The sequence below is a fragment of the Lacticaseibacillus pantheris DSM 15945 = JCM 12539 = NBRC 106106 genome, assembly GCF_001311175.1.
GTDB lineage: Bacteria > Bacillota > Bacilli > Lactobacillales > Lactobacillaceae > Lacticaseibacillus > Lacticaseibacillus pantheris.
The window spans coordinates 20117-46130 of sequence record NZ_BBAI01000007.1 but is presented as its reverse complement, the minus strand read 5'-3'; the positions used below and the strand labels follow the sequence as shown (position 1 = coordinate 46130).

Annotated in this window: 18 protein-coding genes, 4 pseudogenes and 1 other annotated feature; of the genes and pseudogenes, 19 read left to right on the top strand and 3 right to left on the bottom strand. The window is 54.5% G+C overall.

What is annotated here, in order from left to right; genetic code table 11:
* Window positions 1-29: 29 nt before the first annotated feature.
* From JCM12539_RS04015 to JCM12539_RS04005, 3 genes and pseudogenes are all read left to right on the top strand, one after another.
* Window positions 30-644 carry a hypothetical protein gene (locus JCM12539_RS04015; protein WP_054649453.1) on the top strand — a complete coding sequence of 205 codons (615 nt, stop codon included), beginning with the start codon at window positions 30-32 and terminating at the stop codon, window positions 642-644.
* Between the two features lie 135 nt (window positions 645-779).
* Window positions 780-1009 (top strand) — a binding site (T-box leader).
* A gap of 247 nt (window positions 1010-1256) precedes the next feature.
* A pseudogene (locus tag JCM12539_RS04010) lies at window positions 1257-2919 on the top strand (peptide ABC transporter substrate-binding protein).
* Between the two features lie 240 nt (window positions 2920-3159).
* Complete coding sequence (locus JCM12539_RS04005) at window positions 3160-4350, top strand: AI-2E family transporter (protein WP_054649451.1); 1191 nt, start codon at window positions 3160-3162, stop codon at window positions 4348-4350.
* Between the two features lie 84 nt (window positions 4351-4434).
* Here JCM12539_RS04005 and JCM12539_RS04000 read toward each other — a convergent pair whose 3' ends face one another.
* Together JCM12539_RS04000 and JCM12539_RS03995 are read right to left on the bottom strand one after the other, a co-directional pair.
* Window positions 4435-4665: a hypothetical protein gene (locus JCM12539_RS04000; protein WP_054649449.1), complete on the bottom strand. Its 231-nt coding sequence runs from the start codon at window positions 4663-4665 to the stop codon at window positions 4435-4437.
* A gap of 2 nt (window positions 4666-4667) precedes the next feature.
* Complete coding sequence (locus JCM12539_RS03995) at window positions 4668-5639, bottom strand: aminotransferase-like domain-containing protein (RefSeq protein WP_054649447.1); 972 nt, start codon at window positions 5637-5639, stop codon at window positions 4668-4670.
* A 319-nt stretch (window positions 5640-5958) separates the two neighbouring features.
* On the opposite strand from JCM12539_RS03995, the gene JCM12539_RS03990 reads away from it, so the two are divergent.
* Entirely contained in the window at window positions 5959-6855 is an 897-nt protein-coding gene (locus JCM12539_RS03990) for a LysR family transcriptional regulator (RefSeq protein ID WP_054649445.1), read from the top strand.
* A 66-nt stretch (window positions 6856-6921) separates the two neighbouring features.
* Here JCM12539_RS03990 and JCM12539_RS03985 read toward each other — a convergent pair.
* Window positions 6922-7393: pseudogene (locus JCM12539_RS03985) on the bottom strand (ribonuclease H family protein).
* Between the two features lie 275 nt (window positions 7394-7668).
* Here JCM12539_RS03985 and brnQ point away from each other — a divergent pair.
* The 15 genes and pseudogenes from brnQ (at window position 7669) to JCM12539_RS03915 (ending at window position 26014) form a co-directional block, all read left to right on the top strand.
* Window positions 7669-8963 (top strand): annotated as a pseudogene (gene brnQ / locus JCM12539_RS03980) (branched-chain amino acid transport system II carrier protein).
* 282 nt (window positions 8964-9245) lie between these two features.
* The gene (locus JCM12539_RS14560) at window positions 9246-12014 is read left to right on the top strand and encodes a SpaA isopeptide-forming pilin-related protein (protein ID WP_054649443.1); all 2769 of its coding nucleotides are present in this window, start codon (window positions 9246-9248) and stop codon (window positions 12012-12014) included.
* Window positions 12008-12289 (top strand): LPXTG cell wall anchor domain-containing protein, encoded by a 282-nt coding sequence (locus JCM12539_RS14555; protein ID WP_263849741.1) that lies wholly within the window; start codon window positions 12008-12010, stop codon window positions 12287-12289. The genes JCM12539_RS14560 and JCM12539_RS14555 overlap by 7 nt, the downstream gene beginning before the upstream one ends.
* Window positions 12282-13565: a pilin N-terminal domain-containing protein gene (locus JCM12539_RS03965; protein ID WP_054649438.1), complete on the top strand. Its 1284-nt coding sequence runs from the start codon at window positions 12282-12284 to the stop codon at window positions 13563-13565. Before JCM12539_RS14555 ends, JCM12539_RS03965 begins: the two co-directional genes overlap by 8 nt.
* Before the next feature lie 76 nt (window positions 13566-13641).
* Window positions 13642-14088, top strand: a complete 447-nt coding sequence (locus JCM12539_RS14550; RefSeq protein ID WP_054649436.1) for a pilin N-terminal domain-containing protein — start codon at window positions 13642-13644, stop codon at window positions 14086-14088.
* Window positions 14089-14102: 14 nt separating this feature from the next.
* On the top strand, window positions 14103-15005 hold the full coding sequence (locus JCM12539_RS03955; RefSeq protein ID WP_054649434.1) for a SpaH/EbpB family LPXTG-anchored major pilin: 903 nt from the start codon (window positions 14103-14105) through the stop codon (window positions 15003-15005).
* Entirely contained in the window at window positions 14965-15135 is a 171-nt protein-coding gene (locus JCM12539_RS13085) for an LPXTG cell wall anchor domain-containing protein (protein WP_156302053.1), read from the top strand. Before JCM12539_RS03955 ends, JCM12539_RS13085 begins: the two co-directional genes overlap by 41 nt.
* 63 nt (window positions 15136-15198) lie before the next feature.
* Window positions 15199-15750, top strand: a complete 552-nt coding sequence (locus JCM12539_RS03950) for a sortase (protein WP_082405328.1) — start codon at window positions 15199-15201, stop codon at window positions 15748-15750.
* A complete protein-coding gene (locus JCM12539_RS03945) occupies window positions 15747-15947 on the top strand; it encodes a hypothetical protein (RefSeq protein ID WP_054649430.1) in 201 nt (66 codons plus the stop codon). Before JCM12539_RS03950 ends, JCM12539_RS03945 begins: the two co-directional genes overlap by 4 nt.
* 788 nt (window positions 15948-16735) lie before the next feature.
* Window positions 16736-17551, top strand: a complete 816-nt coding sequence (locus JCM12539_RS03940; RefSeq protein WP_054649428.1) for a Cof-type HAD-IIB family hydrolase — start codon at window positions 16736-16738, stop codon at window positions 17549-17551.
* Between the two features lie 358 nt (window positions 17552-17909).
* Entirely contained in the window at window positions 17910-18836 is a 927-nt protein-coding gene (opp3b, locus tag JCM12539_RS03935) for an oligopeptide ABC transporter permease (protein ID WP_054649426.1), read from the top strand.
* Entirely contained in the window at window positions 18836-19852 is a 1017-nt protein-coding gene (locus JCM12539_RS03930; RefSeq protein ID WP_054649424.1) for an ABC transporter permease, read from the top strand. Before opp3b ends, JCM12539_RS03930 begins: the two co-directional genes overlap by 1 nt.
* A gap of 12 nt (window positions 19853-19864) precedes the next feature.
* Window positions 19865-20913, top strand: a pseudogene (locus tag JCM12539_RS03925) (ABC transporter ATP-binding protein).
* Window positions 20914-20916: 3 nt separating this feature from the next.
* Window positions 20917-21876: an ABC transporter ATP-binding protein gene (locus JCM12539_RS03920; protein ID WP_054649418.1), complete on the top strand. Its 960-nt coding sequence runs from the start codon at window positions 20917-20919 to the stop codon at window positions 21874-21876.
* A gap of 355 nt (window positions 21877-22231) precedes the next feature.
* Entirely contained in the window at window positions 22232-26014 is a 3783-nt protein-coding gene (locus JCM12539_RS03915) for a mucin-binding protein (RefSeq protein ID WP_054649414.1), read from the top strand.

Below are 26014 nucleotides of genomic sequence, written 5' to 3'. Positions count from 1 at the left end.
AGGAAAATGAAGTTTGAGGAGGAACTACTATGGTGTTTGGAGTTATGGGTGTGCGCCTTTTTGGTATGCGCCACTTAATTCGGGAGGCAACCCGCAGTAACGGTGGGAACGGCAGCGGCGCCGTGAGCGCCATCATTTTGATTGCCGTCGTCTTTGCGCTCTGGTACCTCGTCGTTCCCCGCCTGCGCGCCCGGCGTCGTGCCCAACAGCAGCAGGATCGCGTTGCCGCCTTTGCCGAGACGGTTGAGCAACCCCAGCGGCCCGCCAAAGTGGCGACCGTACCTCTAGGGGTCGCCAACCGCGACGAATTTATCGCCCTCGCGCGACACGTTCAGGCCGCCGTCGATCAGCGTGACCGTAGCGAGCTGACCCGTTATACCACCAAGCACGCCTGGACCCAGATGACCCGCGACTGGCCAGCTTCCGCTGCGCCGGTGGGGTATACCGAGCTGACCTTCGACAACTTGGCGCGACTGGCGACCGACAAAGACGAACTGCTTATTCGGGCGACTATCACACGCACCACGATGCCCGTGGGGACCGACGCCGAACCCGAGGCGCCCACTACCACGACCAGTCTGTGGGAGTTGCAGCGCTCCGAGCATGGGTGGGTTGTGAACAAAATTAATGAGGACGAAAGTTAGTTTTTTTAATTACAGATAGTAGGTACAATTTGTAAGCAATTGTTGGTGGCGCAATCGTACAATGCGTTATTTTTAACTTTGTGCTGTTGCGAGAACGGTTGATAAACGGTACACTTGCGTCAGTTTAAGATTCGTGTTTAGGCGTTGATGAGAAGAGTAACTACTTTGGCCGTTATTCAGAGAGCCTCCGTTCGGTGTGAGGAGGTAATGGCCGGGTAGTGAAGATGGTCTCGGAGCCGTAACCAGCGATACTGGTTCGTGGGCAAGCGTTACTTTGCCGGGTATCACCACTGCGAGGTGGCGGTACCGTTGAGGCGTGTTGTGGCACGCAAAGTAGGGTGGTAACGCGCGTGGGCGTCCCTTAATCCGGTTTCCGGGTTGTGGGGCGCCCTTTGTTGTTCGTAGGTAGTTGTGGCTGCCACGATTAGGTTGAACACGATGAGATGATGAAAGGGGGTGGTCGCATGGCCCAGCAAATGTGTTGTTCGGTGTGTAAACAGGAAGCAGATGCAGAACCTTGCTGTATGCGCTCGAGCATAGGGCGGACAAAGATGAAGAAGAACGGTGCGGTCACCTCGAACGTGGCCGCCGGTTAAAACTGGAGGCATTTAAATGCATAAGCAATCATGGGCCCGATTAGCGGCCACTGGGACTTTGGTACTCGCAACGGCGCTGGTACTCGCCGCATGTGGGTCAAGCAGTTCATCAAGCAGTAGTAAGAAGCAGGAATTGAACCTGGCTGCGTCAGCGCAACTGGATACCATCGATATTTCCAAGTCGACTGGCTACGGGCAGACGGGGAACGTTTACGAGAGTTTTTACCGTTTAGGCAAAGACGGCAAGGCGACCGCCGGTTTAGCTAAGTCCGCCACGGTGTCGGCTGACGGGAAAACATACACGTTTAAGATTCGTCCGAACGCTAAGTTTAGCAACGGCGACACCATTACGGCGCAGTCGTTCGTTTATTCATGGCGGCGGACGATTGATTCTAAGACCACATCACCGTACTCCTACCTTTTTTTCCGGGATTAAAAACGCTGACGACATCATCGCGGGCAAGAAGAGCCCGGACACTTTAGGCATCTCGGCTAAGGGCAAGGACACGGTAGTAGTGCAGCTGGACCAGCCAATTGCCTACTTCAAGGTTTTGATGGCCTACCCGCTGTTTTCGCCACAGGATCAGAAAGTGGTGGAAAAGTACGGCAAGAAGTACGGCACCAAGGCGGAGTACTCGGTGTACACTGGCCCGTTCAAGATTTCCAAGTGGAACGGGACGAGCAACAAGTGGACCTTTGTGAAGAACAAGGACTACTGGGACGCCAAGAAGGTTAAGTTGCAGAAGATTAACTACACCGTCGTTGGTGATGCGGGTACCAGTTTGGACCTGTACCAGACCGGCAAAGTTGATTTGACGCAGTTGGAAGCCACCCAGGTAGACAACTACGTGCACAACAAGGAGTACAAGATCTATCCTTACTCCTATGTCAGCTTCCTGGAGTACAACCGGGCTAACAGTGATGCTAACAAGAAGAAGGTTCTAAGCAACACCCACTTCCGTCAGGCAATTTCGGCTTTGGTTAACCGGAAGCAGTTGGCGAAGAAGGTGGTCGGCCAGGGTACGGTGATCCCAACTGGTCTAGTATCAACGTCGCTCGCCTCGAGCCCAAAGACGGGGAAGGACTTCTCCAAGGATCAGGCGGTATCGGGCACGATGGATTACGACGTCCAGCAGGCCAAGAAGGATTGGGCTGAAGCGCAGAAGGAAACCGGCGTTAAGGATATTACGCTGACCGTCCTGGCACCAAGCGATAACGGTAGCGACAAGGCTACGCAGCAGGTGGTTCAGTACCTGAAGGCGCAGGCAGCGAAGTACCTGCCGGGTCTCACCCTGAAGATTCAGACAATGCCGTCGCAGGCCGCTCAGCAAAACGAGCAGAACGGCAACTTTGACATTGTACTGGCTGGTTGGGGTGCCGACTTCAACGACCCGATTTCCTTCCTGCAGATTCTGCAGAAGGACGCTTCCTACAACTACGGGAAGTATGACAGTGCGGAGTACGAGGCGCTCGTGAAGAAGGCTTCGGTTACGGATGCGAACGACCCTACTAAGCGTTGGCAGGATATGATTGACGCCAGCCACGTCCTCATGAAGGATCAGGCGGTTACGCCGCTGTACCAGAGCGTATACTCTTACCTGCAGAAGAGCGACGTGCACGGCATCATCCACAACACGGCGGGGACGCAGTGGTCTTACAAGTACGCTTACATCAAGTAGGCGGGTTGCGGTAATAAATTGAACAATCATCTATTGGGAGTTCGCCTGGGGCGGGCTCCCTTTTTTTATGCTGGGGTGGCTGGCAGTTCTGGCTTGGTAGCTTCGGTCGCAGAATCCCCGCCCCCAACCGTAACCGCCAGGCCACCACAACCTGCCAATAGCAAATTGAACAACGGTTTCGCTGTGTGGGTGGAACCTGTATACTGAAAGTAAATAACACGTGGAGAGGAAGTGGCCTTTGTGAAGCAGCCGCTCGGTAAGGTGCGCCTAACTAGTCGCCAGGCACGCTGGTTGTACCTGACAGTCCAATTACTATTGGTGGCCGTCCTGATTTTCGTATGTACCAAAATTTCCTTTGTTTTTGAGCCCCTGCAAACCTTCTTCTCGACCTTGCTGGGTCCCTTTCTGATTGCGGGTTTCCTGTACTACCTGCTCCGCCCGCTGGTCAAACTGCTGATGAAGCTCAAAATGCGGCGGCGGGCCGCCAACATCACGGCCTTTATCATTCTGCTCATCCTGGTTATCGGTGGGCTGGCGGTGCTGATCCCGCGGATTACCGGTCAGGTGGTCAACATCGTCCAAAACCTGCCACAGTTGGCTGACCGCGCGCAAAAGTTAGCTAATCAATTAGCCAGTACGGACATCGCCAAGAGTATCGGCGTTGATACTATCGTTAAGAAGTTCGACTTTGATAACCAAAAGATGATTAAAAATCTGACCAAATTGCTGGGCAACAACGCCACCGAAATTTCCTCTGTGGTCAGCTGGATTGGTAACGCCCTGGTCAACATTTTCATGGCGCCCATTATTTTGTACTTCCTGATGAAGAACGGCGACAAGCTCTCCGGCAATATTCAGCGCTTCTGCCCTCCGGCACGACGTCCGTTTGTCGCCAGCTTGCTACACCGCGTGAACAGTACCGTTGAAACTTACTTTACCGGTCAGTTCACGGATATGCTGATTGTTGCCATTCTGTCCTGCATTGGGTACTACATCGTTGGCACCCCGTACGCATTAGCTATCGGTTTTACTGCTGGGGTGATGAACATGGTGCCGTACATTGGCCCGTGGTTGGGTGCCGTGCCGGCGGTGCTGGTCGCGATGACCGTCTCCTGGCAGAACGTGCTTTGGGCCGTAGTGGTTGCCGTCGCCGTGCAGCAAATTGATAACAACTTTGTGTACCCGAACGTCATCGGTAAGACGCTCGACATTAGCCCGCTAACGGTCATTGTCATCCTGCTTACGGCCGGCAATATTTGGGGCCTGCTGGGCGTGATTTTGGGGATACCAGCATACGCGGTGGTTAAAACCGTGCTGACCTGTTTCGTGGAGGAGCCGAATAACGGGTTCTTTGACTTCATGAACGAGGCCCCCGAGCCTGCGCCGGTGAACGAGTCTACCGATACACCAGCTGACAAGGACGCGGATTAGGCGTAGTTCGTTAATCCAAACCAATCAAAAGCGGAATCCGGTAAATCAATCCGGGTCCCGCTTTTTGGGCGTGGTCAGTTAATTTTAGTGTGCCTGTGCGTCGTTGCGGATGGTAACTGTGTTAGCCATAGCCTGGCGGACGGCGCGGCCGAGGCGTTGGCACCCCGTCTTGATGTCATCAATTGATGCGTGCGTGAAGGCGAGGCGGAGGCCATTATGGTGGTCGTGCAACGGGTAAGTCATACTGCCAGGCACCAGTGCCAGTTCGTCTTTGTACTCCCGTGCCAGAACGTCCGTGTTGATGGTGGTGGGCAACTCTAGCCAGACGAAGAATCCCCCTGAGGCGCGCTGATTATCGCTGTGCCGGGCATCTCTGCGCGTAGACCAGCGACCATGGCGTCACGCTTTTGCGCGTAGTTGTGGCGGAGTGCCGCAATGTGGGCGTCGAGATCGTTATCGGCGAGGTACTGGCTCACGCCGCGAAGGGTGAGCGTACTCGACTCAAGGTCGGCGCCAGTTTTGAGCGCGACCAGGTCCTTGATGATCTCTGCATCGGCGTGCACCCAGCCCACCCGGAGACCCGGCGCGAGGACTTTGCTCATGCTGTCAACAAAGATGACGCGGTCGCTTTGATCCAGTTCGCTGAGCGTGGGCAGGTTAATGCCGTTGTAGCGCAACCACCGGTAGGGCGCGTCCTCAATAATCATGACGTCGAACTCCCGCGCGAGGGCGAGCAACGTCCGCCGCTTGTTGAGCGACATCACGGTGCCGGTGGGATTTTGAAAGTCGGGCACGGTATAGATGAGCTTTACCCGGCGTTCCGTGAGTACGCGGCGGAGCGCGACCATATCCATACCGTCACTTTGCACCGGGACACCCTCATAGTGCGGTTCGTAGGTATCAAAGGCACTGATGGCACCGGGGTACGTGGGTGCCTCGACGACGATAGTGTCGCCGGGATTGATGTAGAGGCGCGCGATGAGGTCGAGCGCCTGCTGGGCCCCCTGCGTCATGGCGATGGTATCAGCGGTGGCGCGGACACCGTCGCGCTGCAGTAGCCGGGCTAACTGTTCACGTAGCGGGCGGAAACCCTGGGCGTCAGAGTACTGGAATTGGTCGCCGGTACTGTTGGCCATCGCTGCGGCAAACGCGACGCTCAGTTCCTGCTGGGGAAACAGCTTGGGGTCAGGCAGACCGCCCGCAAAGCTGATTTGGTTCTTAGTGGGCGCGGCTAGTAGGTCACCTAGTCCGTTATCCGTGGCGCGTTGAGTACGTTCTGCGTAATCCATTGCTGTTTCCTCCTTGTGGCTGAATTAGTGGTTGGTGGAGCGGGGTATATAACTGGTGATTGGTACGGCGTTCCCGCGTTAGTGTCAGGTATTAAAACGAGCTGCGCCCCGCAGAAAGCGACGCATAAGCAGTTACGAACAGGAAGCCAAGTACGGGCTTCCCGTCCGTAACTACTTATGCTCTGCTTTCTGACCGCGGGGCTCCGCTCTCTAAACGGCCTGCTCCGCTCTCTTGCCTTTACCCTACAGCCCGCCCTATAATAAATAAAGCTCAACTATTTCATTTAAACTTGAAAGATATTCAACTAGAGGTGGAACCATGTCCAATTTTAGCTACCAAGTCTTCTCTTCAGTGGTCAGCTCCGGCACCTTTGCCCGTGCCGCCGCCGAACTGAACGTGACCCCCAGTGCCGTTAGCCATAGCGTTAGCCAGCTTGAAACCGAGTTGGGCTTCCCACTCTTTATCCGTAACCGTAGCGGGGTCGAATTGACCAGCGATGGGCGCACCGTGCTCCCCGTGATTCAGGGTATCCTCAACCTCGAAGGGCAACTCCATCAAGTTGCCGATGACATTAATGGTATGGCCGCCGGGCGCGTGCGGATCGGCGCCTTCTCGTCCGTCTCGACTAACTGGCTACCGCAAATAATTCAGCGTTATAAGGCGCAGTTCCCGCAAGTGCATATTGAAGTCGTCCAGGCGGGCTTCAACGAAATTAACGAGCAGGTGCGCCTCGGTACCATCGATATTGGTTTTTCGCTCCTACCGGTGGACAGCCACGTTGACGTTACGCCGCTCATCAAGGACCGCATTTTTTGCGTGACGCCCAGTGACTTTAAGCCGCGCAACGGTGAGTTTGTCGATGATGCCGATATTGGCGGGCGTAGCTTCATCCTGCAGCAACAGGACTACGATCGTGACACCAAGCGCGCGCTGGACCGCTACCACGTTTCGGGCAACTCGCTGACGTACTCAATTGACGACCAGTCCATTCTGTCGATGGTGGAATCAGGACTGGGGCTGGGCATATTGCCCGAGTTGGCCCTGAACAAACTGGTCGGTAACGTCAACGTCTTTCCGTTCTCGACCGACTTTGAACGTACGTTGTGCATGGTGGTTAACCCCACGCAGGCCCAGGCGCCCAGCGTGGCTCACATGCGGCGTACCATCACGGATTACCTCCAGTCTGAGTACGGTGAGCAATATTTGGATGCATAGCTAAGCAAAGACGACCCCGCACACGCCGCGGTTTTGCGGGAGGGGGGTCGTCTTTGTGGTGTGACGTTACATTTTGTCCATAGTCTCGTTGAGTGCGGCATCCACCCGGTTGTTATCGCGGTTGTTGGCGTGGCCCTTGACTTTGTTGAAGGTGAGGTTGTCAAAGCGGTCGACTTGGGCGAGTAACTGTTGCCAAAGCTCGGAGTTTTTCACGGGCTTACCTTGCTTACGCCAGCCGTTGGCGCGCCATTTGACGTACCATTGCTGTTGCATGGTGTTGATAACGTAGGCCGAATCCGAGTACAGGTTGACGGGAATATCTGTCCGCTTGATGGCGGTTAGGCCCTGAATAGCGGCCATGATTTCCATGTAGTTGTTGGTGCGGCCAAACTCACCGCCGGACAACATTTTTTTCGTGGTCACCGTACCGGAGGAGGGCGGCCCATGCGCTCTTGTCGGTTGGACGGACGGAGCCGCCCTTGTTGACGCCGGTGTTCCGGTTACCGCCGTCAGTGTAAAGTTCAATTGTGTCAGGCATCGTGGTTCCTCCTCAACTTTCTGCCCATTTAGTGTAGCACAAAGGGTTAGATGGTGGTCGCCGTAGCTCCGGTCACGAAGGCCACCCACACGGCCGGAACCACCACGTTGCTACGCATACTCCCAACGTTGCCATGCAGTAGAGTAAATAACACATTCCGGGTGTTCCGTGGTAGAATGGAATGACTGTTTTCGCCACGTACGTAAGAGGGGTTGTACACAGAGATATGGAAAAGCAACGTTTAACGCGTAGTAACTTGTTTTTTTATCGGTTCGATGTTGTTCGGTATGTTCTTCGGTGCCGGCAACTTAATCTTCCCCGTGTTTTTGGGTCAGGCATCCGGTAAAAATGTGATCCCAGCTTTGATTGGCTTCCTCGTTTCTGGCGTCGGGCTCCCACTACTCGGTGTAGCCGCTATCGGCCTTTCACGGACTGATGGTGTCTTCTCACTAGCCAAGAAGGTTGGTCGTCCGTACGCATTCTTCTTTACCATCGCGCTGTACCTGTGTATGGGGCCGCTGTTCGCCACGCCACGGCTCGCGACCATCTCATACGAAATCGGGTTATCCACGTTCATCCCACAACGCCACGCAAAGTTGGCCCTGCTAGTATTTTCCGTTGCGTTCTTCGTGGTGGCGTGGCTGTTAGCCCGTCGACCAGGACGCATCATGACCTACGTGGGGAAGGTGCTGACGCCGGCATTCCTCGTGGCCCTCGCGTTACTGCTAGCGTTTGCCATCATCTTTCCACTCGGCACTTTAACCAGGACATGGTGGCGACCGCGTACCGGCACACCCCGCTGGTTAAGGGGTTCACCGATGGGTACATGACCATGGATGCTTGGCAAGTCTGGCCTTTGGCGTCGTGGTGGTTAACGCAATTCGGGAGCTGGGCGTCACGAAGCCCAAAGCCATCGCCACCGACACCATCAAGCGGGCGGGATTGCCGCCATCCTCATGGCCGTGCTGTACGCCGCGTTAGCGTTTATGGGTCTGACTTCCCTGGGCCAGTTCGACTTTGCCAGCAACGGCGGGGTCATCATTGCCGAAATTTCCAACTATTACTTTGGCACCCTGGCAGTATTTTGACCGCCATCATCGTGATACTGGCCTGTCTGAAAACCGGTATTGGCTTGCTGACGTCCTTTGGGGACACGGCAGTAGAGCTGTTTCCGCGGCTCAAGTACCGGAAGGTGGTATTCTGGGCGGCACTGCTTTCCCTGATCATCGCCAATGTTGGACTCAACGAGATTCTGGCGATTTCCGAGCCCGTGATGTACTTTCTCTACCCGCTAGCAATTGTGCTAATACTCACAGCGTTGGCCGAGCATTTATTCGCGGACGATCGCGTAGTGTACGTCATGACGACCATTTTCACCTTTGTACCGGCACTTCTAGATGGTCTCAATGCGTTGCCGGCGGGACTCAAAGGTGGTTGGGTACACCAGGTGCTTGGTTGGGGACAATACTTACCGGGATTCAGTATGGGTCTGGGGTGGATTTGTCCCGCCATTGTGGGCTTTAGTATAGGTTGGATTTGGCACGGATTGCGTCGGTACAAGCGCCAGTAATATAAGCATAAAAAAAATTTTGTTAGGGTTTGCAAAAAATCAACGCCAATTAAGGCGTTTTTTTTATTGCCCAAAATAAAGAATAGTCGTTACCGCTGTGTACCAAATACCGGTAATTAAGTTAACTAATGATTATATGCTCAGTTGTGAATTGCTGTAATTGAATACGCCACCTTGTTCGCTCGCGTAGATTAAAGTTATAGGCAGCTGCTGGAAAGTGCACAAGGGGGATGCTTTGGCAGCCGAGACGACGCTGTAACTTTGACGAGGGGAGGTAATAAGATGACTAAACGATTGATTAATGCTTGCGCTGTGCTGCTGTTACTGCTGATGCAGTTACAGGGGCTCTGGGGCAGCACACAAACTGTCAATGCCGCCGACAACGCGGTTACGATAGTGGATGATGAATCGGCGCGGGTCACCGTTACCCCAACGGTAGTGGATGACCGGATTGATTGGCAGATCGACTTTGACCGCCACGACCCGGCCGACCACACAACCCGAGCGATTCGCATTCGTCTAGCGCAAGCAGAAAATGGTACCGGGACCGTCGTTCGGCGCGATGGCGACCTTGAGCAATCAAAGACGGACGCTGACGACGAATGGTACCACGAAGACGAATATAGTAAGGACGCCCAGGGTAAGCTGGTGGTGAGCACCGATTTGGACGCCACCCAGCTGGTCGTCTGGGTGCAGCTGGATGGTCAGGACATGGGGGGCACGGTGACGAAGGACCTGCTGCAGGAAACCGCAGCGGATCCGCACACCGTGACGTTGCCGGTAGCCGTGCAGGATCAAGTAGCGGAGGCTAAAGAGACGGCCGCGGCTAAGGAGTCTCCAGATGTCACTACCACAACTGATGTCAGTGCGCCGGAGCTGACGGAGACTGACAGGGACGCGGCGGTGGTGCCGGCAGATGAAGATGCGGATGCCGAGGAATCGGTGACGGCAGATGCTGATGCCAAAGAGCCGGAAACGGATACTATGGACGCCGACACCAATGAGGCTACCGCTAAGGTTGACCCACCTGGGAACGCTGTGTTGGAGGCAACCAATTTACGGCTGCTGGCCAATGCGTCGGCTGACCTCAAGGTTGATGTTGCGAGTCAGACAAATAATTATGACGTAAAAGTTAAATCTAGCACCGCCACATCCGGCGGGTACGGTAGTCAGACCGCTATGGAAACTAACCGTTATCGTGAGTACGCGACCGCGGGTTCGACCGCAGTGATTTTTAGAAATCGTACGGGTGCGGGCAATGTGAACCTTACGCTTGAATATGACTATGTTGGTACGGTCATGGATAGCCATGGTCAAATCGTTGATATTGGTGCCTACGTCAAAATTGATAACATTACGAACCATAATGGCGATTGGAATTCGAGCAGGGTATACGCCTTTGATTTCTCCCACAATTTCTACTCTGGTTTGGTTTTGGCCAACGTACGGAGCTTTGACTGGGAAGTGACGTTCTTCGTGAAGGGTGACAAGAATACCCACGTGGAATTCGGCAGTTACGGTGACTTGCTAAACCAAGCACAGTTAACGTTTACCTCCCTGAACCCTGGTGAGTTTGTTAACCCGCTGAGTGGGGGTACGGCGGAACCAGAATTTGATAGCCATCACGTTAGCCACAGGCAGTTTTACGCGAATACCCGTGTTGGTGTTACCAAAGGCAACTTTGAAAATGAATATCAAAACACGTCGACGGGTGCAAAAGAGACCATGGGTTACACCTCTCATACCTGGGGCGAATGGACGCCAGCCAGCTACACGAACCCCGACAAAGAATGGGAGGACTGGTCTGGGGCGGCCACCTTTGCCAAAGGGGCGGTGGCTCTAAGTATCACTGGCTCAACGTTCAAATTCAAACGGGGTACGTACGGTGCTTCGACCAACGCCTGGTTGGCCTTGTCTAGCGGATCGCGGGAGCTAGAAATACCTAAAGACTTGGAGAATCGTAAGAGTGTTAGCAGCCAGAAACTTCCAGGTGGGGGTAGCCCTAGTGATGTGGCAACAGAAACGGGTAATACCTGGACTAACAACAATTTAGATCAAGAATTGGTCAACAGTTATCACCCTAACGGTACGTTCTACTACTACATTAACCAGCAAACGTACTCGTTGAATGACTACCTGGCCAAACCCGGGAAAATCACGATTACCGATGTACTGCCGGAGCACCTGCAGCTGGTGTCCGGTAATGACCGGGCTAGATTATTCAGCGATTTAACTAATGGGGTGGCTCCCTCTGGTGACGGTGTTAACGTCACCAATTCGGTCAGCACTGGGTCAGAAGGTAACCGACAAAAGGTCACCATCGAACTCACTGAAACCCAAATTCGTGGCATTGCCTTCACTGGTGGCTACTTTACCATCCGTTTGGCGGTGCGCGTTGTGACGAACCCAACGAACGTTGACCCACGCGCGACTTTGGAAAACAAAGCGACGGTGACCATGACACCGGTGCTGGGGAACCAGACCTACACCAAGGAGACGAACACGGTCACGGTTTACCTGGGCGATAAGGTGAACGGCACCATCCAGTTCGACAAAGTTGACGCGGATGGTGGGTCCTTGCAGGGCGCAGGTTTCACGCTGTACAAGAATGGTAGCCAGGTTGGCAACGAGGTTCTTGCCGACGCAGATGGGCACGTAACGTTTAAGGATATCGCACCTGGGGCCTACACCATGCGTGAAACGACGACGCCAGATGCTTCAAGCCCAACAGCACGGTCTACGGCGTCACGGTTAATAACGATGGCTCCATTAAGTGGACCACGGGGATGCCAGAAAACAACAAGGTTGTTAACCGTCTCAAAGATTTTGAGCTCACGGTGCACAAGCTTAACGGTGCTGACAAGCAAGCATTGTCCGGGGCTGTGTTCATCCTCACCGATGCAAATGGTCACAGGATTGAGGAGCAGACCTCGAATACAGACGGCAAGCTCATTTTCTCTACCAAATTGGTCCAAGGCACCTACTTCATCGAAGAAACCAAAGCTCCAGATGGCTTCGAATTACTATCCCGGCGGATCAAAGTGGTGGTGAGTGCGACCGGTATCAGTGCCACTTATGTCGACAAGGATGGTGATGAAATTGGGTCCGAAGAGGTTGATTTGGATTACAAGCTGAATGTTCAAGCCAATCCCAATACCGCCACGGTGACGGTTAAAAACGAACCCGTCACCCCACCGGGAGGCAAGCTACCCGACACGGGGAGCCGCGGCCTGATGGGCTACATGATTGGCGGGTTGCTGCTGGTCCTCATCGGTAGTGCTTGGGCACTCATTCAACGGCGTCGGGGAGGTGATGGTCATGACTAAACTCACACGCTGGCTCCTAGCAGCCATCATTGCCGTAGTGGGTATGACCGTCTTGTTGACGGGGGCGCACACCGTATCCGCGACGACGACCACAACGGTTACCATCCACAAACGGCTGTACCACAGCCGGGATGAACTGCCGAGTATCAGTAACAACGGGACTGAATTAGACAGCAATCACGCGGCAATCACCAACAGCGTGGGCCTGAACGGCGTACGTATGCGGGTGTATGACGCGAGCGATTATCTCCGCGACTTTGCAGGCGGGATGGACCGGTTCACCCAAGTGTACGGGAATGGCGATATGACCGCGGAGGCCATGGCTACCGTTGCCAAAGAGCGGGCGATGCCGTTGGTTGCGGACGTGACGACTGCGACTAGCAGTACTGGCGAGCAGGGAGTCGCGAGCTTCCCGGTTGAACGCCAACGTGACGAGCAGCCAACCGCGTACTTCATCGTTGAGGATGCGGACACCGCGGGGGCGGAGGACGTTGACGTAACGGCCCTACCCGGACTGCTGGTGATTCCTAACATGTACAGCACTAGCACCGCGGCTTTGCACATTTACCCTAAGAACGTGGCCTACCAGCGTGACCCCTACTTCTTCAAAATTGGGCGCCAGGCGAATGGTGACCAAAGTCGGTTAGCCGGCGCGAAGTTTGTTGTTCGGCGACAGCTAGCGGGCGGCTGGGAGTATCTGGCTGCCCAACAAGATAACTTACAGCAGCTCAGCTGGGTCACCAGCGCGACGCCGACCACGGACGCAAAGGTGCGGCAGTTTACCTCCGGCGACAACGGCCTAGTAACAACCGGTGAAATTATGTTTCCCGCGGGCGATTACGAGTGGGTGGAGGTACACGCACCAACCGGCTACCAGATATTAACTAATCCGGTGCCGATGGTGGTACCGACCAGTACCTACAACGCGGACGGTTCGTATAACTCGGTGCTGATTAACGGCCAGCCGGTTACGGAAACGAGCGATGGTAACTTGACCACGGCCATTATTGAGCAGGGACGGCCATACGTGTATAACGACGCGCAGACGACTATCACTGTTCCGGGCACTGGCGGGGCGAGTGGCGGTGGGACCGCGGCGGGAGTCGCGACCCATCCGGAAACGCCCACTGGCAGTACGGGCCGGGGATGGTTGCCACAGGCTGGGACGGCACCTGTCGATTCTAGCAGTGATGGTCGGATTATTGATGATTGGAATTGCGTTGTATTGGCGCCGGCGCTTGCGTCGGGCCGTAGTGGAGGCAAAGTCAAAGAATGATTAGCGACATTGATGAGTATCGGTAATTGGGGAGTGCGCCATTATGGCCCCCCTGACAAGATGAGGAGGAACCGCCATGAAACGCGCAAAATTTGGGTATTGGGGCAGTCTGATTGCCGCGTTGGTCCTGATGATCAGCGTGCTAGCCAGTCTGGCAGCCATCCGGCCGGTGGGAGCAGCGAGCTCACCCGCAACGGTCGGAATAACCATTCATAAATTGAAATTAACGGACAACACAACAATTACTAATAATGGCTTGGAGCAGGGCAACCTTGGCCCGACTTTGCAGGATGCTGGGTTCACGGTCTACAACATCAGCAAACAGTTTTACGCGGAGTACACCGGTAAGAACGGAGACGAGTTGGTCGCAAGGTATACCAATGACCTGACCAGCCTGGGCAATTACCAGGACGGTCTGGTTGGCTCCGAACAGTTGACTGGTCCCACTGGGCAGGCCAGCTGGACTAGCTACCGGCAAAGACGGAGCTGGGCAGCGGTGCATCGGTTGACTCCGTTTACCTGATTCTGGAAACCACCGTGCCGGGTACGGTGACATCGGGTGCCCAACCAATGATAGTGGCGTTGCCAGTGAAGAATCCTGCGGGGGCCGGCACGTTGAGCAACATTCACCTCTACCCGAAGAACTACGGGATTGATAAGGTGCTGTTGGACGAAGAGGGTAACGCGGCAACCGACACACAACGCTACGAAGTGGGTCAGCCGTTCACGTACCAGGCTAAGTTCACGGTGCCTAGCAACATTACGAGTATGAAAGAATTTAGGATTTGGGACGCGTTCGAGGGTAGCGGTGTGGTGTATGACGGCATCGACTCCGTGACTGTGAACGGAGACAGCAGTAAGGACTACCTGGCTGACTTTAACGCACACTCTAGCTTTGCTTTTAGCGGAGCAAATACGCGGTGGGACTACAACTTTACCCTGAATGACGCCAATGCAAAGGCGTTCTACGCGAGCCTAGCGGGCAAGACAATCACGGTGAAGTATTCCGCCCACATCACTGAAGATGCGGTTCCGGACGTAGCTGTGGGTAACAAGTTCTACGTTAACTACACGACGGATACTGGTAATAAGCACGAGCTGGAAGACGATTCCACAAAGGTGACAACCGGTGGGCACAAGTTCAAGAAGGTGTCATCGACCACCGGCGCCACTCTGAAGGGTGCAGAATTCGTGGTGCGAAACGCTACCGATAAGTACGCATTAGTGGCGCATGACAAAGTCACGTGGGTGGACGATCGCGATGACGCGACCACGTACACCTCTGGCGAGGACGGCAAAGTCGTTGTTAAGGGCTTGGCGGACGGTACGTACGAATTAGTTGAAACGGCCGCACCTGATGGCTACCAAACAATGACGAAGACTACCGGCTTCACAATCGTTGCGGGTAGTTTCGGCGAAGAAAAAAACCATCGACGTTAAGAACGATCCCAACACGTTCGGTTACCTCCCAATGACGGGTGGTATGGGCTGGGTACTCTTCATCCTGGCTGGTGTTGGTCTGATGGGCGCAGCGATGCTCATGATGCGGCGTCGCAATACCCAAGCATAGGGCACAACAGTGCAGCCCGCATTTTCGGGGGTTGCATACATATAATAGAAGGGAGTGGCAGGCATGCGGCGAATATGGGCGCGAGCAATCCTAATTGTGGGTCTGTGTGTCTGCGCGTACCCCTTTGTGAGTCAGCTTGTGAACGACGTGGTGGTCTACCACCAAACGCAGCGGGCGGCTGACAAAAACGAGGCCCGTTACGCGGCTGCGCTCAGGGAGCAAAAGCGTACGCAGCCCGAGGACAGCTTTGACAAGAAGAACCTCAGCAAAGCCGTGCGGGCACACCTGCTGGGCAGCATTACCGTCAGTAGTATTGGTGTCCGGCTGCCACTCTTTGACAACGTGGGCGAGCAGGCACTCCACGTCGGTGCGGGCGTGGTGCCGGGAACGGATGCGCCAACGGGTGGTCGGGGCACCCACACGGCCATCTCGGCGCATAGCGGGGTACCCTCAAAGCGGCTGTTCACGAACCTGAAGCGTGTGCGCAAGGGCGATACGTTTGTGATGACGGTGGCGGGGAAGCACTACGCGTACCGGGTATTCAGGATCCAAACGGTGCTGCCAACGGCTGTCCGGGAGCTGGAACCAGAGCGGGGGGAGGACTTGGCAACGTGATCACCTGCACGCCGTACATGGTGAACTCCCACCGGCTACTGGTGACGGGCAGGCGCGTACCGTACACGGCGGCGGTGGCTAAGCAGGCGGACCAGGGGGCAAAGGAGCGGTACAACCGCAGCACAGTCATCCTGATCGCGGTTGTTGCGGGAATTATCGGCCTCATCGTGGTCTTGGTGTGGCGGCAAAGGCGGTAAGCGGCAGCGTAGGCCGGACCGGTGAGCTGCGGCTTACGTGGGGTGCTCCGCAGTAACCACAGCTAGGGCGAAGGCTCCAACCCGCCAAATGTGGGCGTGTTTCCGCCGCTATTCTGAGCCTGCACGGAAACCCACCGGTCAGTCTCAGAACTAGTCGCGCCGTACGTCGAAGACAATGGAGCTCTCGGACTGGCTGCGCCATTCCTGCGAGAAGCAGGCAGTAAGCGCTAAAGCGCAAACTGACTGCGTTCCCTGGCAGTGGCTACTACTCCGACCCCACACGCCTCCGCTCACCGGGCCGACCGACGCGGCCGCACGCTAATGTGGTAGCGATAGCACGGGGGTTGTGACTATATCCGCGGTGGCCGGGCCGGGGTGGTGCGTTTCGCGATAACCGTTGCTAGTGCGAAGAACTCAACTCGCCACACGAGAGCGTGTTTCATTCAAATCTGCGTGACGCATGCGGCCAGCGCTAAAACCAAAAATGTTTACGCGACCCAGAACCGCTAACGCACCAGACTGTTACTTATCCCATGTGGACAAAAGTATGGTTAGTGCTCTAGTGTATGGATGGAACCCGTGGGTGGAATTGGGGACGGAGGCGTCGTGCCTGGAGACGTAATTGCTGCGACCCCGGAGCGTGCGGGTGTAGCAACCTACGGCGTAAGGCGCGTAAGCCGCATTCCCCAAGTCCACCCGCGTGTTCCCCGCCGCATACTAGTTCACCCCCCTGGTGGAATTTGCCATGTCTGGTAGAATAAGAGATAAAACGTTAAGGGGACCCGGACATGGAACCACATTTAATCATTACGGATATTGACGGCACGCTGGCGGTCGACCACCAGCACGTGTCGCCCGACACAGCGGCCGCGCTCAACCTAGCCATGGATGCGGGCAACCCGTTCTTCGTAGCTACGGGGCGGATGTACGCGCTGGCCAAGATCATCGCGGACCAGGTCAGCGACCGGGCTGGTGTGATTGGAGCCAACGGGGCCGTCTACGACTTTTCCGGTCAACGGGTACACCACCTGCTGGGCGTTGAGGCACTCACGCAAACCAACAACGTGACCACGCGCCATGGGCTGTCCGCGTTTTACTTTAGCGACGACACGGTTTACTATACGCAGACGCCGCCCACCTTTGTGGAGGCTGCCTTGCGCGTCTTCCAACCTGACGGGCTAACCGTCGGCGTTAAGCAGGTGGGCACGCTGGATAACCTCCTGAAGCGGGCTGACCGCATCACCAACGGGATTGTGATTAGCCCCCGGGACGCTGAGGGGTTGCGCCGCACTCAGGAAGAGCTGGCGGCCACTGACCTGATGCACGTCTCCGCGTCAAATCACGACAACATGGAGCTGATCCCGCGGGGAATCGATAAGTCTACGGCGGTGCAGGAGCTACAGGCAAAGACGGGGATTCCGGCTGCCCGCACCATCGTCTTTGGCGACGGCATGAACGATATCGGCATGATGAAGCAGGCCGGCATCAGTGTGGCGATGGGCAACGCGGTTTCTGCGGTGAAGGAGATTGCCGCTTACACCACGGACGACAACGAGCACGACGGTATCGCTAAATTTTTGACCGAATACTTGGGCACGAAATAAATGAGAATAGTTACGCAAAAGGGTTGACGTTTATGCGTTAACACTTTCATTTTGAGACGATTTACGCCATACTGTGACCGTTTACAAGTCCGCCAGTGGTGGGTTTGCTCTATGCGGTTTCTAATCGGTCGGTGCTTGCAAAACACCGTACTACGGGGATGCTGATGGTCGGTAAATAAGTTTAAGAATTGCGGCGGGTGGCCAATTCGTGAGCAAACGCTATTTACTTTAATGGCATTTTAATGTATTGTTTTACTATTAGATTTAGCGTAGTGACATTCTGTGACTACCGAACAAATACATATCGTCATCTTCTTAGTGGCATTATGTTTGTTTAAGTAAGCGAGGGAGCACGCACATGGCAAAATATCTTGCAAAACGAATCTTCTTTCTGATTTTAACGCTGTTCATCGTTGCGTCCATCACCTTCTTCCTAATGAAGATGTTGCCAGGGACGCCATACAACAACCCGAAAGTTACCGGGGCACAGTTGGCTGCGTTAAACAAAGCCAACGGGTTGGACAAGCCGGTTTGGTACCAGTACCTCAAGTACATGGTGGGCCTGGTTCACGGCGATATGGGTACTAGTTACCAGTTTGCCGGCCAGAGTGTTAGCCACCTGATTATTTCCCGAGTCGGACCATCCTTCCAGATTGGTGCTCAGGCGATGATCGTGGGTACGTTGCTGGGAATTCTGCTGGGTGCGATTGCCGCAATCCGCAAGAACACCTGGGTAGACTCCACGGCGACTATTTTCGCCATCCTGGGACGTTCGATTCCTAACTTCGTCTTTGCCTGCCTGCTACAATTCTGGTTGGCATACAAGTACCAGATCTTCCCAATTGCCCTGTGGGACGGGTTCAGTTCCTCCATCCTGCCAACGATTGCCCTGGCCATGGCGCCATTGGCACAGACGGCGCGGTTCATGCGGACCGAAATGGTGGACGTCCTGAACTCCGACTACATCGATTTGGCCCGGTCAAAGGGTGACTCCAAGTGGCAGGTTGTGGCTAAGCACGCCCTGCGGAACTCCATGATTCCTATCGTCACCATCATTGGACCGATGGCGGTTGACCTGATGGTTGGTTCGCTGGTTGTTGAAAACATCTTTGCTATTCCTGGTATTGGTGAACAGTTCGTCCGTTCCATCCTGACGAACGACTACCCAACCATCATGGGTCTGACCATGCTGTATAGTGTCATGCTGGTCGTCATCATCCTGGTCGTCGACATTCTCTACGGGTTCATTGACCCACGTATTCGCTTATCCGGGGAGGCAAACTAATGGCTGACTACAAAATCACCGCAGACAGTTTCAAGCCGGCGCACATTGCCAAAGAGCAACAGGAAAAGCTCGGCACCGACAACATGACGTTCATGCAGGATGCGATGCGGCGCCTGCGTCACAACAAGATGGCGATGATTTCGTTGTGGATCATCATTGCGTTCATCGTTATCTCATTGCTCAGTTTCTTCTTTTCACCGTCAAATCCTAATACCCAGCACCTGAAGTGGAACAACTTGCCACCAAAGATTGCTAACTGGAGTATTCCTGGTTTCCGTGGTTACGGTGTTTCTGCCGGCGCCAAGGTGAACGTGTACGCACAGAACAACGTGCCGAACAACGTTTGGTTTGTGCTGGGCACTGACAGCCTAGGCCGTGATATCTTTAGTCGTATCTTAGTTGGTACACGTGTATCACTGTTCATCGCCTTCATGGCTACGCTGTTCGACCTGACCATCGGTGTGGTTTACGGGCTGGTTTCCGGTTGGAAGGGCGGCATGGTTGATACCGTGCTACAGCGGATTATCGAAATCATCAGCTCCATTCCTAACCTGGTTGTTGCCATTCTGATGCTGTTGGTGTTCAAGCCAGGTCTGACTTCCATCATCATTGCCATCGGGTTTACCGGGTGGGTGACGATGGCCCGACTGGTGCGCGCGCAAACCCTGCAAATTAAGGACCAGGAATACGTCCTGGCCGCGCGAACGTTGGGTGAGTCATCCGTCAAGATCGCGATGAAGCACCTCATTCCTAACTTGAGTTCAACCATCATCATTCAGACGATGTTCACGATTCCGACGGCCATCTTCTTTGAAGCCTTCCTGAGTTACATTGGGATTGGTATTCCATCACCAACGGCTTCCCTGGGGACTTTGCTCTCTGATGGGCAGAAGAACTTCCGGTTCCTGCCGTACCAGATGGTCTACCCGGCCATCGTCATTTCCGTACTGATGATTAGTTTTAACCTGCTGGCCGATGGGCTGCGGGACGCATTTGACCCACGTACGACGCGCTAGGAGGTGAGCCTGTTGAGTAAAATTCTTGAAGTCAAAGATCTACAAATTGATTTCCACACGTACGCCGGCACGGTTCACGCCATCCGCGACGTTTCGTTTAGCTTGGAAAAAGGTGAGACGCTCGCCATCGTTGGTGAATCCGGTTCGGGTAAGTCCGTTACCCTGCGGACGTTGATGGGTTTGCTGGCTAACAACGCCGTGGTTAAAAGCGGCGAGGTTAACTTCAACGGTGAAGACGTATTGAAGAAGTCTGAAAAGGAACTGGATGCCATGCGCGGTAACGATATCGCCATGATCTTCCAGGACCCCATGACGTCTTTGGACCCAACCATGAATATCGGTAAGCAGGTGGCAGAACCGCTCCTGTTGCACAACAAGATTAGCCAGAAGGATGCCATGAAGGAAGCCGCCCGGGTGCTCGACCTGGTTGGTATTCCAAATGCGCAGAACCGGCTGAAGGATTACCCACACCAGTTCTCTGGTGGCCAACGGCAGCGGATTGTTATCGCCATTGCCATCATCAACAACCCGCAAATTCTGATTGCCGACGAGCCGACGACCGCACTGGACGTAACCATCCAGGCCCAGATTATCGACCTGTTGAAGGAATTGCAGACGAAGATTGATACCAGTATCATCTTCATCACCCATGACCTAGGGGTTGTGGCTGGGATTGCGACCGTGTCGCCGTTATGTATGCGGGGAAGATTATCGAATACGGTACTGTGGACGAAATCTTCTACAACCCGAAGCATCCTTACACATGGGGCCTGCTGGAATCCATGCCGACTTTGGAAACCAAGAGTGACCGGTTATACGCGATTCCTGGTACGCCGCCCAGCCTAATTGATCCACCAAAGGGTGACGCGTTCGCTGCCCGGAACCAGTTTGCCCTGCAGATTGATACCGAGCAGGAACCACCATTCTTCCAGGTATCACCGACGCATGCGGCCGCAACGTGGCTGCTGCACCCGGACGCACCTAAGGTAGAATTACCACCAGAAATTCAGCGCCGCCAAGAAGTTTGGCAGCAAATGCATCCAGAAAAGGCGGGTGACTAACACATGGCAGACGAGAAAGAAAAGCTGGTGCAGGTACGTCACCTAGTACAGACCTTTAACCCCGGCAAGAAGACGGAAGTACGCGCGATTCAGGATATTTCCTTTGATATCTATCGTGGTGAAACCCTTGGCCTGGTTGGTGAATCCGGTTCTGGTAAGACCACGACAGGCCGCGCCATCATTCGGTTGTACAAGCCAACCAGTGGCGAGATTCTGTTTGATGGTAGCGACATTGCCGGGTTGCACAACGGTTCCAAGGAAATGAAGGAATTCCGGCGTGAGATGCAGATGATCTTTCAGGATCCCTACGCTTCTTTGAACCCCCGGATGAAGGTTAAGGATATCATTGCCGAAGGAATTGATATTCACCACCTGGCCAAAGACGATGACGACCGTGATGCTCAAGTGGCTAACCTGCTACAACTGGTTGGTCTGAACCCCGACCACGCCACCCGTTACCCGCACGAATTCTCTGGTGGGCAGCGGCAGCGGATTGGGATTGCCCGTGCTTTGGCCGTGCAACCGCAGTTCATCATCGCTGATGAACCGATTTCCGCGTTGGACGTTTCGATTCAGGCCCAAGTGGTCAACCTGTTGAAGAACATTCAGGATCAACGTAACCTGACGTACCTGTTCATCGCCCACGACTTGTCCATGGTGAAGTACATTTCTGACCGAATTGCCGTTATGCATTATGGCCGGATTGTCGAGCTGTCGACTGCCGATGAGGTGTACAACCACCCGTTGCACCCGTACACGCAGAGCTTGTTGTCCGCGATTCCGATTCCGGATCCGGAAGTACAGAAGCGGCGTGAGCGGATTTACTACGATGCTAGTGCCGAAAATGACGGTGCTGAGCGGAACATGGTGGAAATTACACCTGGACACTTCGTCTTTGCTTCTGATGACGAAGTGCAGGGGTATAAGGATCAGGCGGCTAAGTACGCTGCTGACGAACAGTAGTTATTTACCGTTTTAAAAAGACTTCCAGTTTGAGCTGGGGGTCTTTTTGTTTGCTTGTGAAAAATGGTGTCATCGAGTGTAAAACGACCTGTCAAGAACGATGTAACAGTCTTTTGATTGGTGCTTGTGAAATGAGGCCGAATGAACGATGGGGTGCTAAAATTAATCCTCCACACTGCATAAACGCATAATTAAATAGTTAATGTTATCATCACTAAAAGTGTCAAGAATGATTGACATGGCGCGGTATTTATCATTTAATAAATTGGACGAACTGTATTCATTATGCAATTAGCGACAATACATACATTGGGGAATGTTTAGGTGTTAGTTTATTTACTTTGGGGGAATTACTATGACTTTACGCGGTGAGACCAAGGTTCATTACAAGATGTTCAAATCTGGCAAGAAATGGGTTGTGGCGGGGATTGCCGTGGCCGCGATGGTGCCCATGATGATGGCACCAACTGTCCTGGCACCGCTGGCACCGGTACGGGCGGCTAGTGACGGTAGTACCGATAAGAGCGCTACCGGGCTATTGAACCACTACTTTGCTAACGCCAGCTGGGGCGCGGACATCATGACCACCGCCGTTAGCGATGGCGCCTTTGTAGACGCCACGGCCAATGGCTATGGTAGCGTCACGATTGGGTCGCCTAACTACGTACAGGCCATCGACAAAGCCGGACTACGGTTAACGATTGATGGGGATACTTGGACTGTTGGGCCACGGGATAGTAGTAAAAACGTAGCATTAAATTCCGTCGTCAACGCAGTTGGTCTCCCCAGCGGCAGCGTGTTGGCCAATCCTACCGACGTTGGCAACATGATGTCTGTTTTGGCGTACCTAGAGGGCGTACCACTGAACAGCATGAATGGTGGGTCGGGTTTAACTAGTGGCTTCCCGTACACATTGATTAGTGGCGGCGAAATGACCATGACGAACAACGTTCCATTTTCGGGTAGTGCCATCGGCGGTTATAGTGCTATAGCAGCGGGTAACGTCACTCTAACCAACAATAACTCCGCGCCTACTGGTAACGTACTGGTGACTGATGGGGGAAAACTTACGGGTACGGGTGCACTGCCGGATGCGGTTGCTAACGGCATCAACAAGTATCAATTCACTACTGATTCAATAGTGGGTAAAGAGCAGGCGTTGAAGTCGGCCTCAACTGCCATTGTGAATAAGATTGTGGGTGACAACACCGCTGCCGTAGCCGCAACTGCCGGTCATAGCGAAATTGACTTAGACTTCAGCAAGGCAAAAGCAAACGACAATACTTACGTGTTTACGGTTGACGCTACGCAATTGGGCAACCGCAATAATGACTTTGTCTTCACGAATACTAACGCTTATGACGGCTATAGCAACGTTTTAATTAACGTCACTGGCGGCAGCGGTGCCACCATGACCGTTCCGGCCGTGCGGAACACGCCAGCTGGGGTTGACCAGGTGGTGTTAGCCAGCACGGATGGTACCACGTTGAATCTATCTAATGAGCAATTCAAAAACACTGGGGCCAATGTCACCGTCATCGCACCAACCTCCAATGTCATTCTGTCTGGTAGTGCTCCCATCAATGGTTTCGTTGGCGCCATCAATGGTGACGGCAGTGGTAACGGCTACGTAGCGCAGCCAACCACCAACAACTACACCGTGCAGTTTGTGGACGTGAACGATAATAAGAAAGTTGTCGGGACCACCACCGTTAGCGGTAATGCTGGCGACTCCAGCACAGTGACCGTTCCGGACGGCTGGGCGTTAGCTAGTGGGGCTTTCAGTACGGTCACGTTGACGGATACCCCGGCGACCGCAATTCAGGTTCCGGTCACGCAGGTCAAGACCGCGACCGTGACGCAGACAATCACGAGTACGGCGCAGAAATCTGCCACCGACACAACACCAGTGACGGATAACGACCAGGACGCGAACGGCAACGCCATTACCTATCCGGGCAAAGTGGCTGACTTACCGGCTGCCCAAACCCGGACCACGACCGTACAGTACACGACCGAGGGTACGGGCGACAATACCGCTGTAAACGTGCTCAGTGGTACGACTGGCAACGTCGTCTTTGCCGCTATCGAGGCGCAAAACGTGACCGGCTGGCTTGAGGACCAAAGTAGCGTTGCCAATACCTACCTCGATGAAAATGCCTTAATTAGTAAACTGAAAACTTTGGATAGCGAAAATGGCAGCGTTAGTTTTGACGCCCAGCTTATCTACTACCCATCATCAACTAGTGTGCACAAAACGCTGACCTTTACCGATCACGTTTATTTCGATTACGCTGACGATGCGGAGGGCGACTGGGATCAGTTGCCAGCTGACTTTGACCGGACCGCGACCGTGGGTTACACCGAGACAACCGACTATAACGGTACCGTTACCCGCAGCGACTTTGCGGTTGAGGACGGTGATGGACTGGACAATGTTACGGACGCCCAGATTGCCGGTTGGACAGTTGCTGGGTACACCAATAATGCGGACTTGGGCAACTTTATAACCGACGACGGCATGGTTGGCCTGCTAGAACAAAGTAACGGTGATACGCAAAGCACCAACACGCTAATCACGTACTCCGCCGCAGAGGTTGCGCTGACGGTGACCTATGTTGACGACGCTGACAACGGTGCCGTAGTGGGCGAGACCACTACTTTAACCGGATTAACCGGCAGCACGGGTACTTATCACGCCACCGCGCCAGATAAGTACGTGCTGGCTAAGACCCAAAGCAGTGCGGTTGATTACACCGTCACCCCTGACAATAGTGACAACATCACCGTGCACCTGACGCACGCTATTACACACACCGCGGCCACGACGACGCGGACCGTGAACTATACCATTGAGGGCCAAAGTAGCGCCAAGGCACCAGCCGGCGTGACCCAGACGGCAACGTGGAATGTCGCCACTGATGAGGTGACCGGTGATGCTGTATACACGCCACAATCTGGCTACGCAGTGGTACAATCACCGACCATTGACGGCTACACTGCGGATGGTGATGTGGCTGCCATCAGTTTGGCTGTCACGACTACCGCGCCGGCGAGTGCCACTACCGCGACCGTGAACTACACGGCCAACACGGAGACTCTGACCGTGCATTATGTCGATGATGTGACTGGCGCAGAGGTCTCCACGAATACGGTGGCTGGCAACATGGACGACACCGGCACTTACACCGTAGTAACGCCGGCACATTACGCCCTGGCCGATGGACAAAGTAGCAGTGTCACCTACACCTTGACGAACGACGATACTGACGACATCACGGTGCAACTGACACATGCCGTCGCGCACACCACGGCTACGACGACGCGCACCATTAACTATGTCATTGTGGATGGCGACCAAAGTAAAACGCCGGCCGCAACCGTGCAGACCGTGACGTGGGCTGTGACCACCGATGAAGTGACCGGCACGAGTTACGCGACGGCCCAAAATACCTACGGAGCAGTGACGTCCCCATTGGTTATGGGCTACACGGCTGACGGCAACGTGACCGCAGAAGTGCTGGCACCAACGTTAACTGAGCGGCTGGAAAATACCACCACGACGGTGACTTACCGTGCGGATGCCGCATCGCTGACGGTACACTATGTTGACGACGTGACCGGTGAACAGGTCACGAGTGCCACGCTCAAGGGCGTAACGGACGGCACCGGTACTTACCAAGTGACGGTTCCCGCTAAGTACGCTTTGGCGGATGATCAGGCAGATTCGTTCGGGTACACCTTTGCCGCTGATAATAACGATGACGTGACCGTGCACCTGACGCACGCCATTGCGTACGGTACGACTACCACTACACGGACGATTAACTACGTGGTTAACGGCAATGCTGACAAGAATCCGGCGAGCGTCACCCAGACACTGACGTGGAGCACGGCGACCGATGAAGTGACGGGTGCCGTAGTGGCCACGCCACAGGGTGAATACGCTGCGGTTAAGTCGCCGACGGTCCATGGTTACACGGCCGACGGTGATGTCAGTGCCGCGACCGTTGCGACCATGGCCGCAACACCGGTCAACGCACAGGACGTAACGGTGACCTACTCGGCCAACCCGGCTAGCCTGACGGTACACTACGTGATGATGTCACCGGCGAACAGGTCACGAGCGCGACGTTAA

What these genes read in the sequence shown, in the direction of transcription:
- JCM12539_RS03965 (WP_054649438.1), top strand. Translation starts at nt 12,282, where the DNA reads ATGACTAAACTCACACGCTGGCTCCTAGCAGCCATCATTGCCGTAGTG.
- opp3b (WP_054649426.1), top strand. Translation starts at nt 17,910, where the DNA reads ATGGCAAAATATCTTGCAAAACGAATCTTCTTTCTGATTTTAACGCTG.
- JCM12539_RS03990 (WP_054649445.1), top strand. Translation starts at nt 5,959, where the DNA reads ATGTCCAATTTTAGCTACCAAGTCTTCTCTTCAGTGGTCAGCTCCGGC.
- JCM12539_RS03940 (WP_054649428.1), top strand. Translation starts at nt 16,736, where the DNA reads ATGGAACCACATTTAATCATTACGGATATTGACGGCACGCTGGCGGTC.
- JCM12539_RS03950 (WP_082405328.1), top strand. Translation starts at nt 15,199, where the DNA reads ATGCGGCGAATATGGGCGCGAGCAATCCTAATTGTGGGTCTGTGTGTC.
- JCM12539_RS03915 (WP_054649414.1), top strand. Translation starts at nt 22,232, where the DNA reads ATGACTTTACGCGGTGAGACCAAGGTTCATTACAAGATGTTCAAATCT.
- JCM12539_RS04015 (WP_054649453.1), top strand. Translation starts at nt 30, where the DNA reads ATGGTGTTTGGAGTTATGGGTGTGCGCCTTTTTGGTATGCGCCACTTA.
- JCM12539_RS14560 (WP_054649443.1), top strand. Translation starts at nt 9,246, where the DNA reads ATGACTAAACGATTGATTAATGCTTGCGCTGTGCTGCTGTTACTGCTG.
- JCM12539_RS03995 (WP_054649447.1), bottom strand. Translation starts at nt 5,639, where the DNA reads ATGGATTACGCAGAACGTACTCAACGCGCCACGGATAACGGACTAGGT.
- JCM12539_RS03920 (WP_054649418.1), top strand. Translation starts at nt 20,917, where the DNA reads ATGGCAGACGAGAAAGAAAAGCTGGTGCAGGTACGTCACCTAGTACAG.
- JCM12539_RS03930 (WP_054649424.1), top strand. Translation starts at nt 18,836, where the DNA reads ATGGCTGACTACAAAATCACCGCAGACAGTTTCAAGCCGGCGCACATT.
- JCM12539_RS14550 (WP_054649436.1), top strand. Translation starts at nt 13,642, where the DNA reads ATGAAACGCGCAAAATTTGGGTATTGGGGCAGTCTGATTGCCGCGTTG.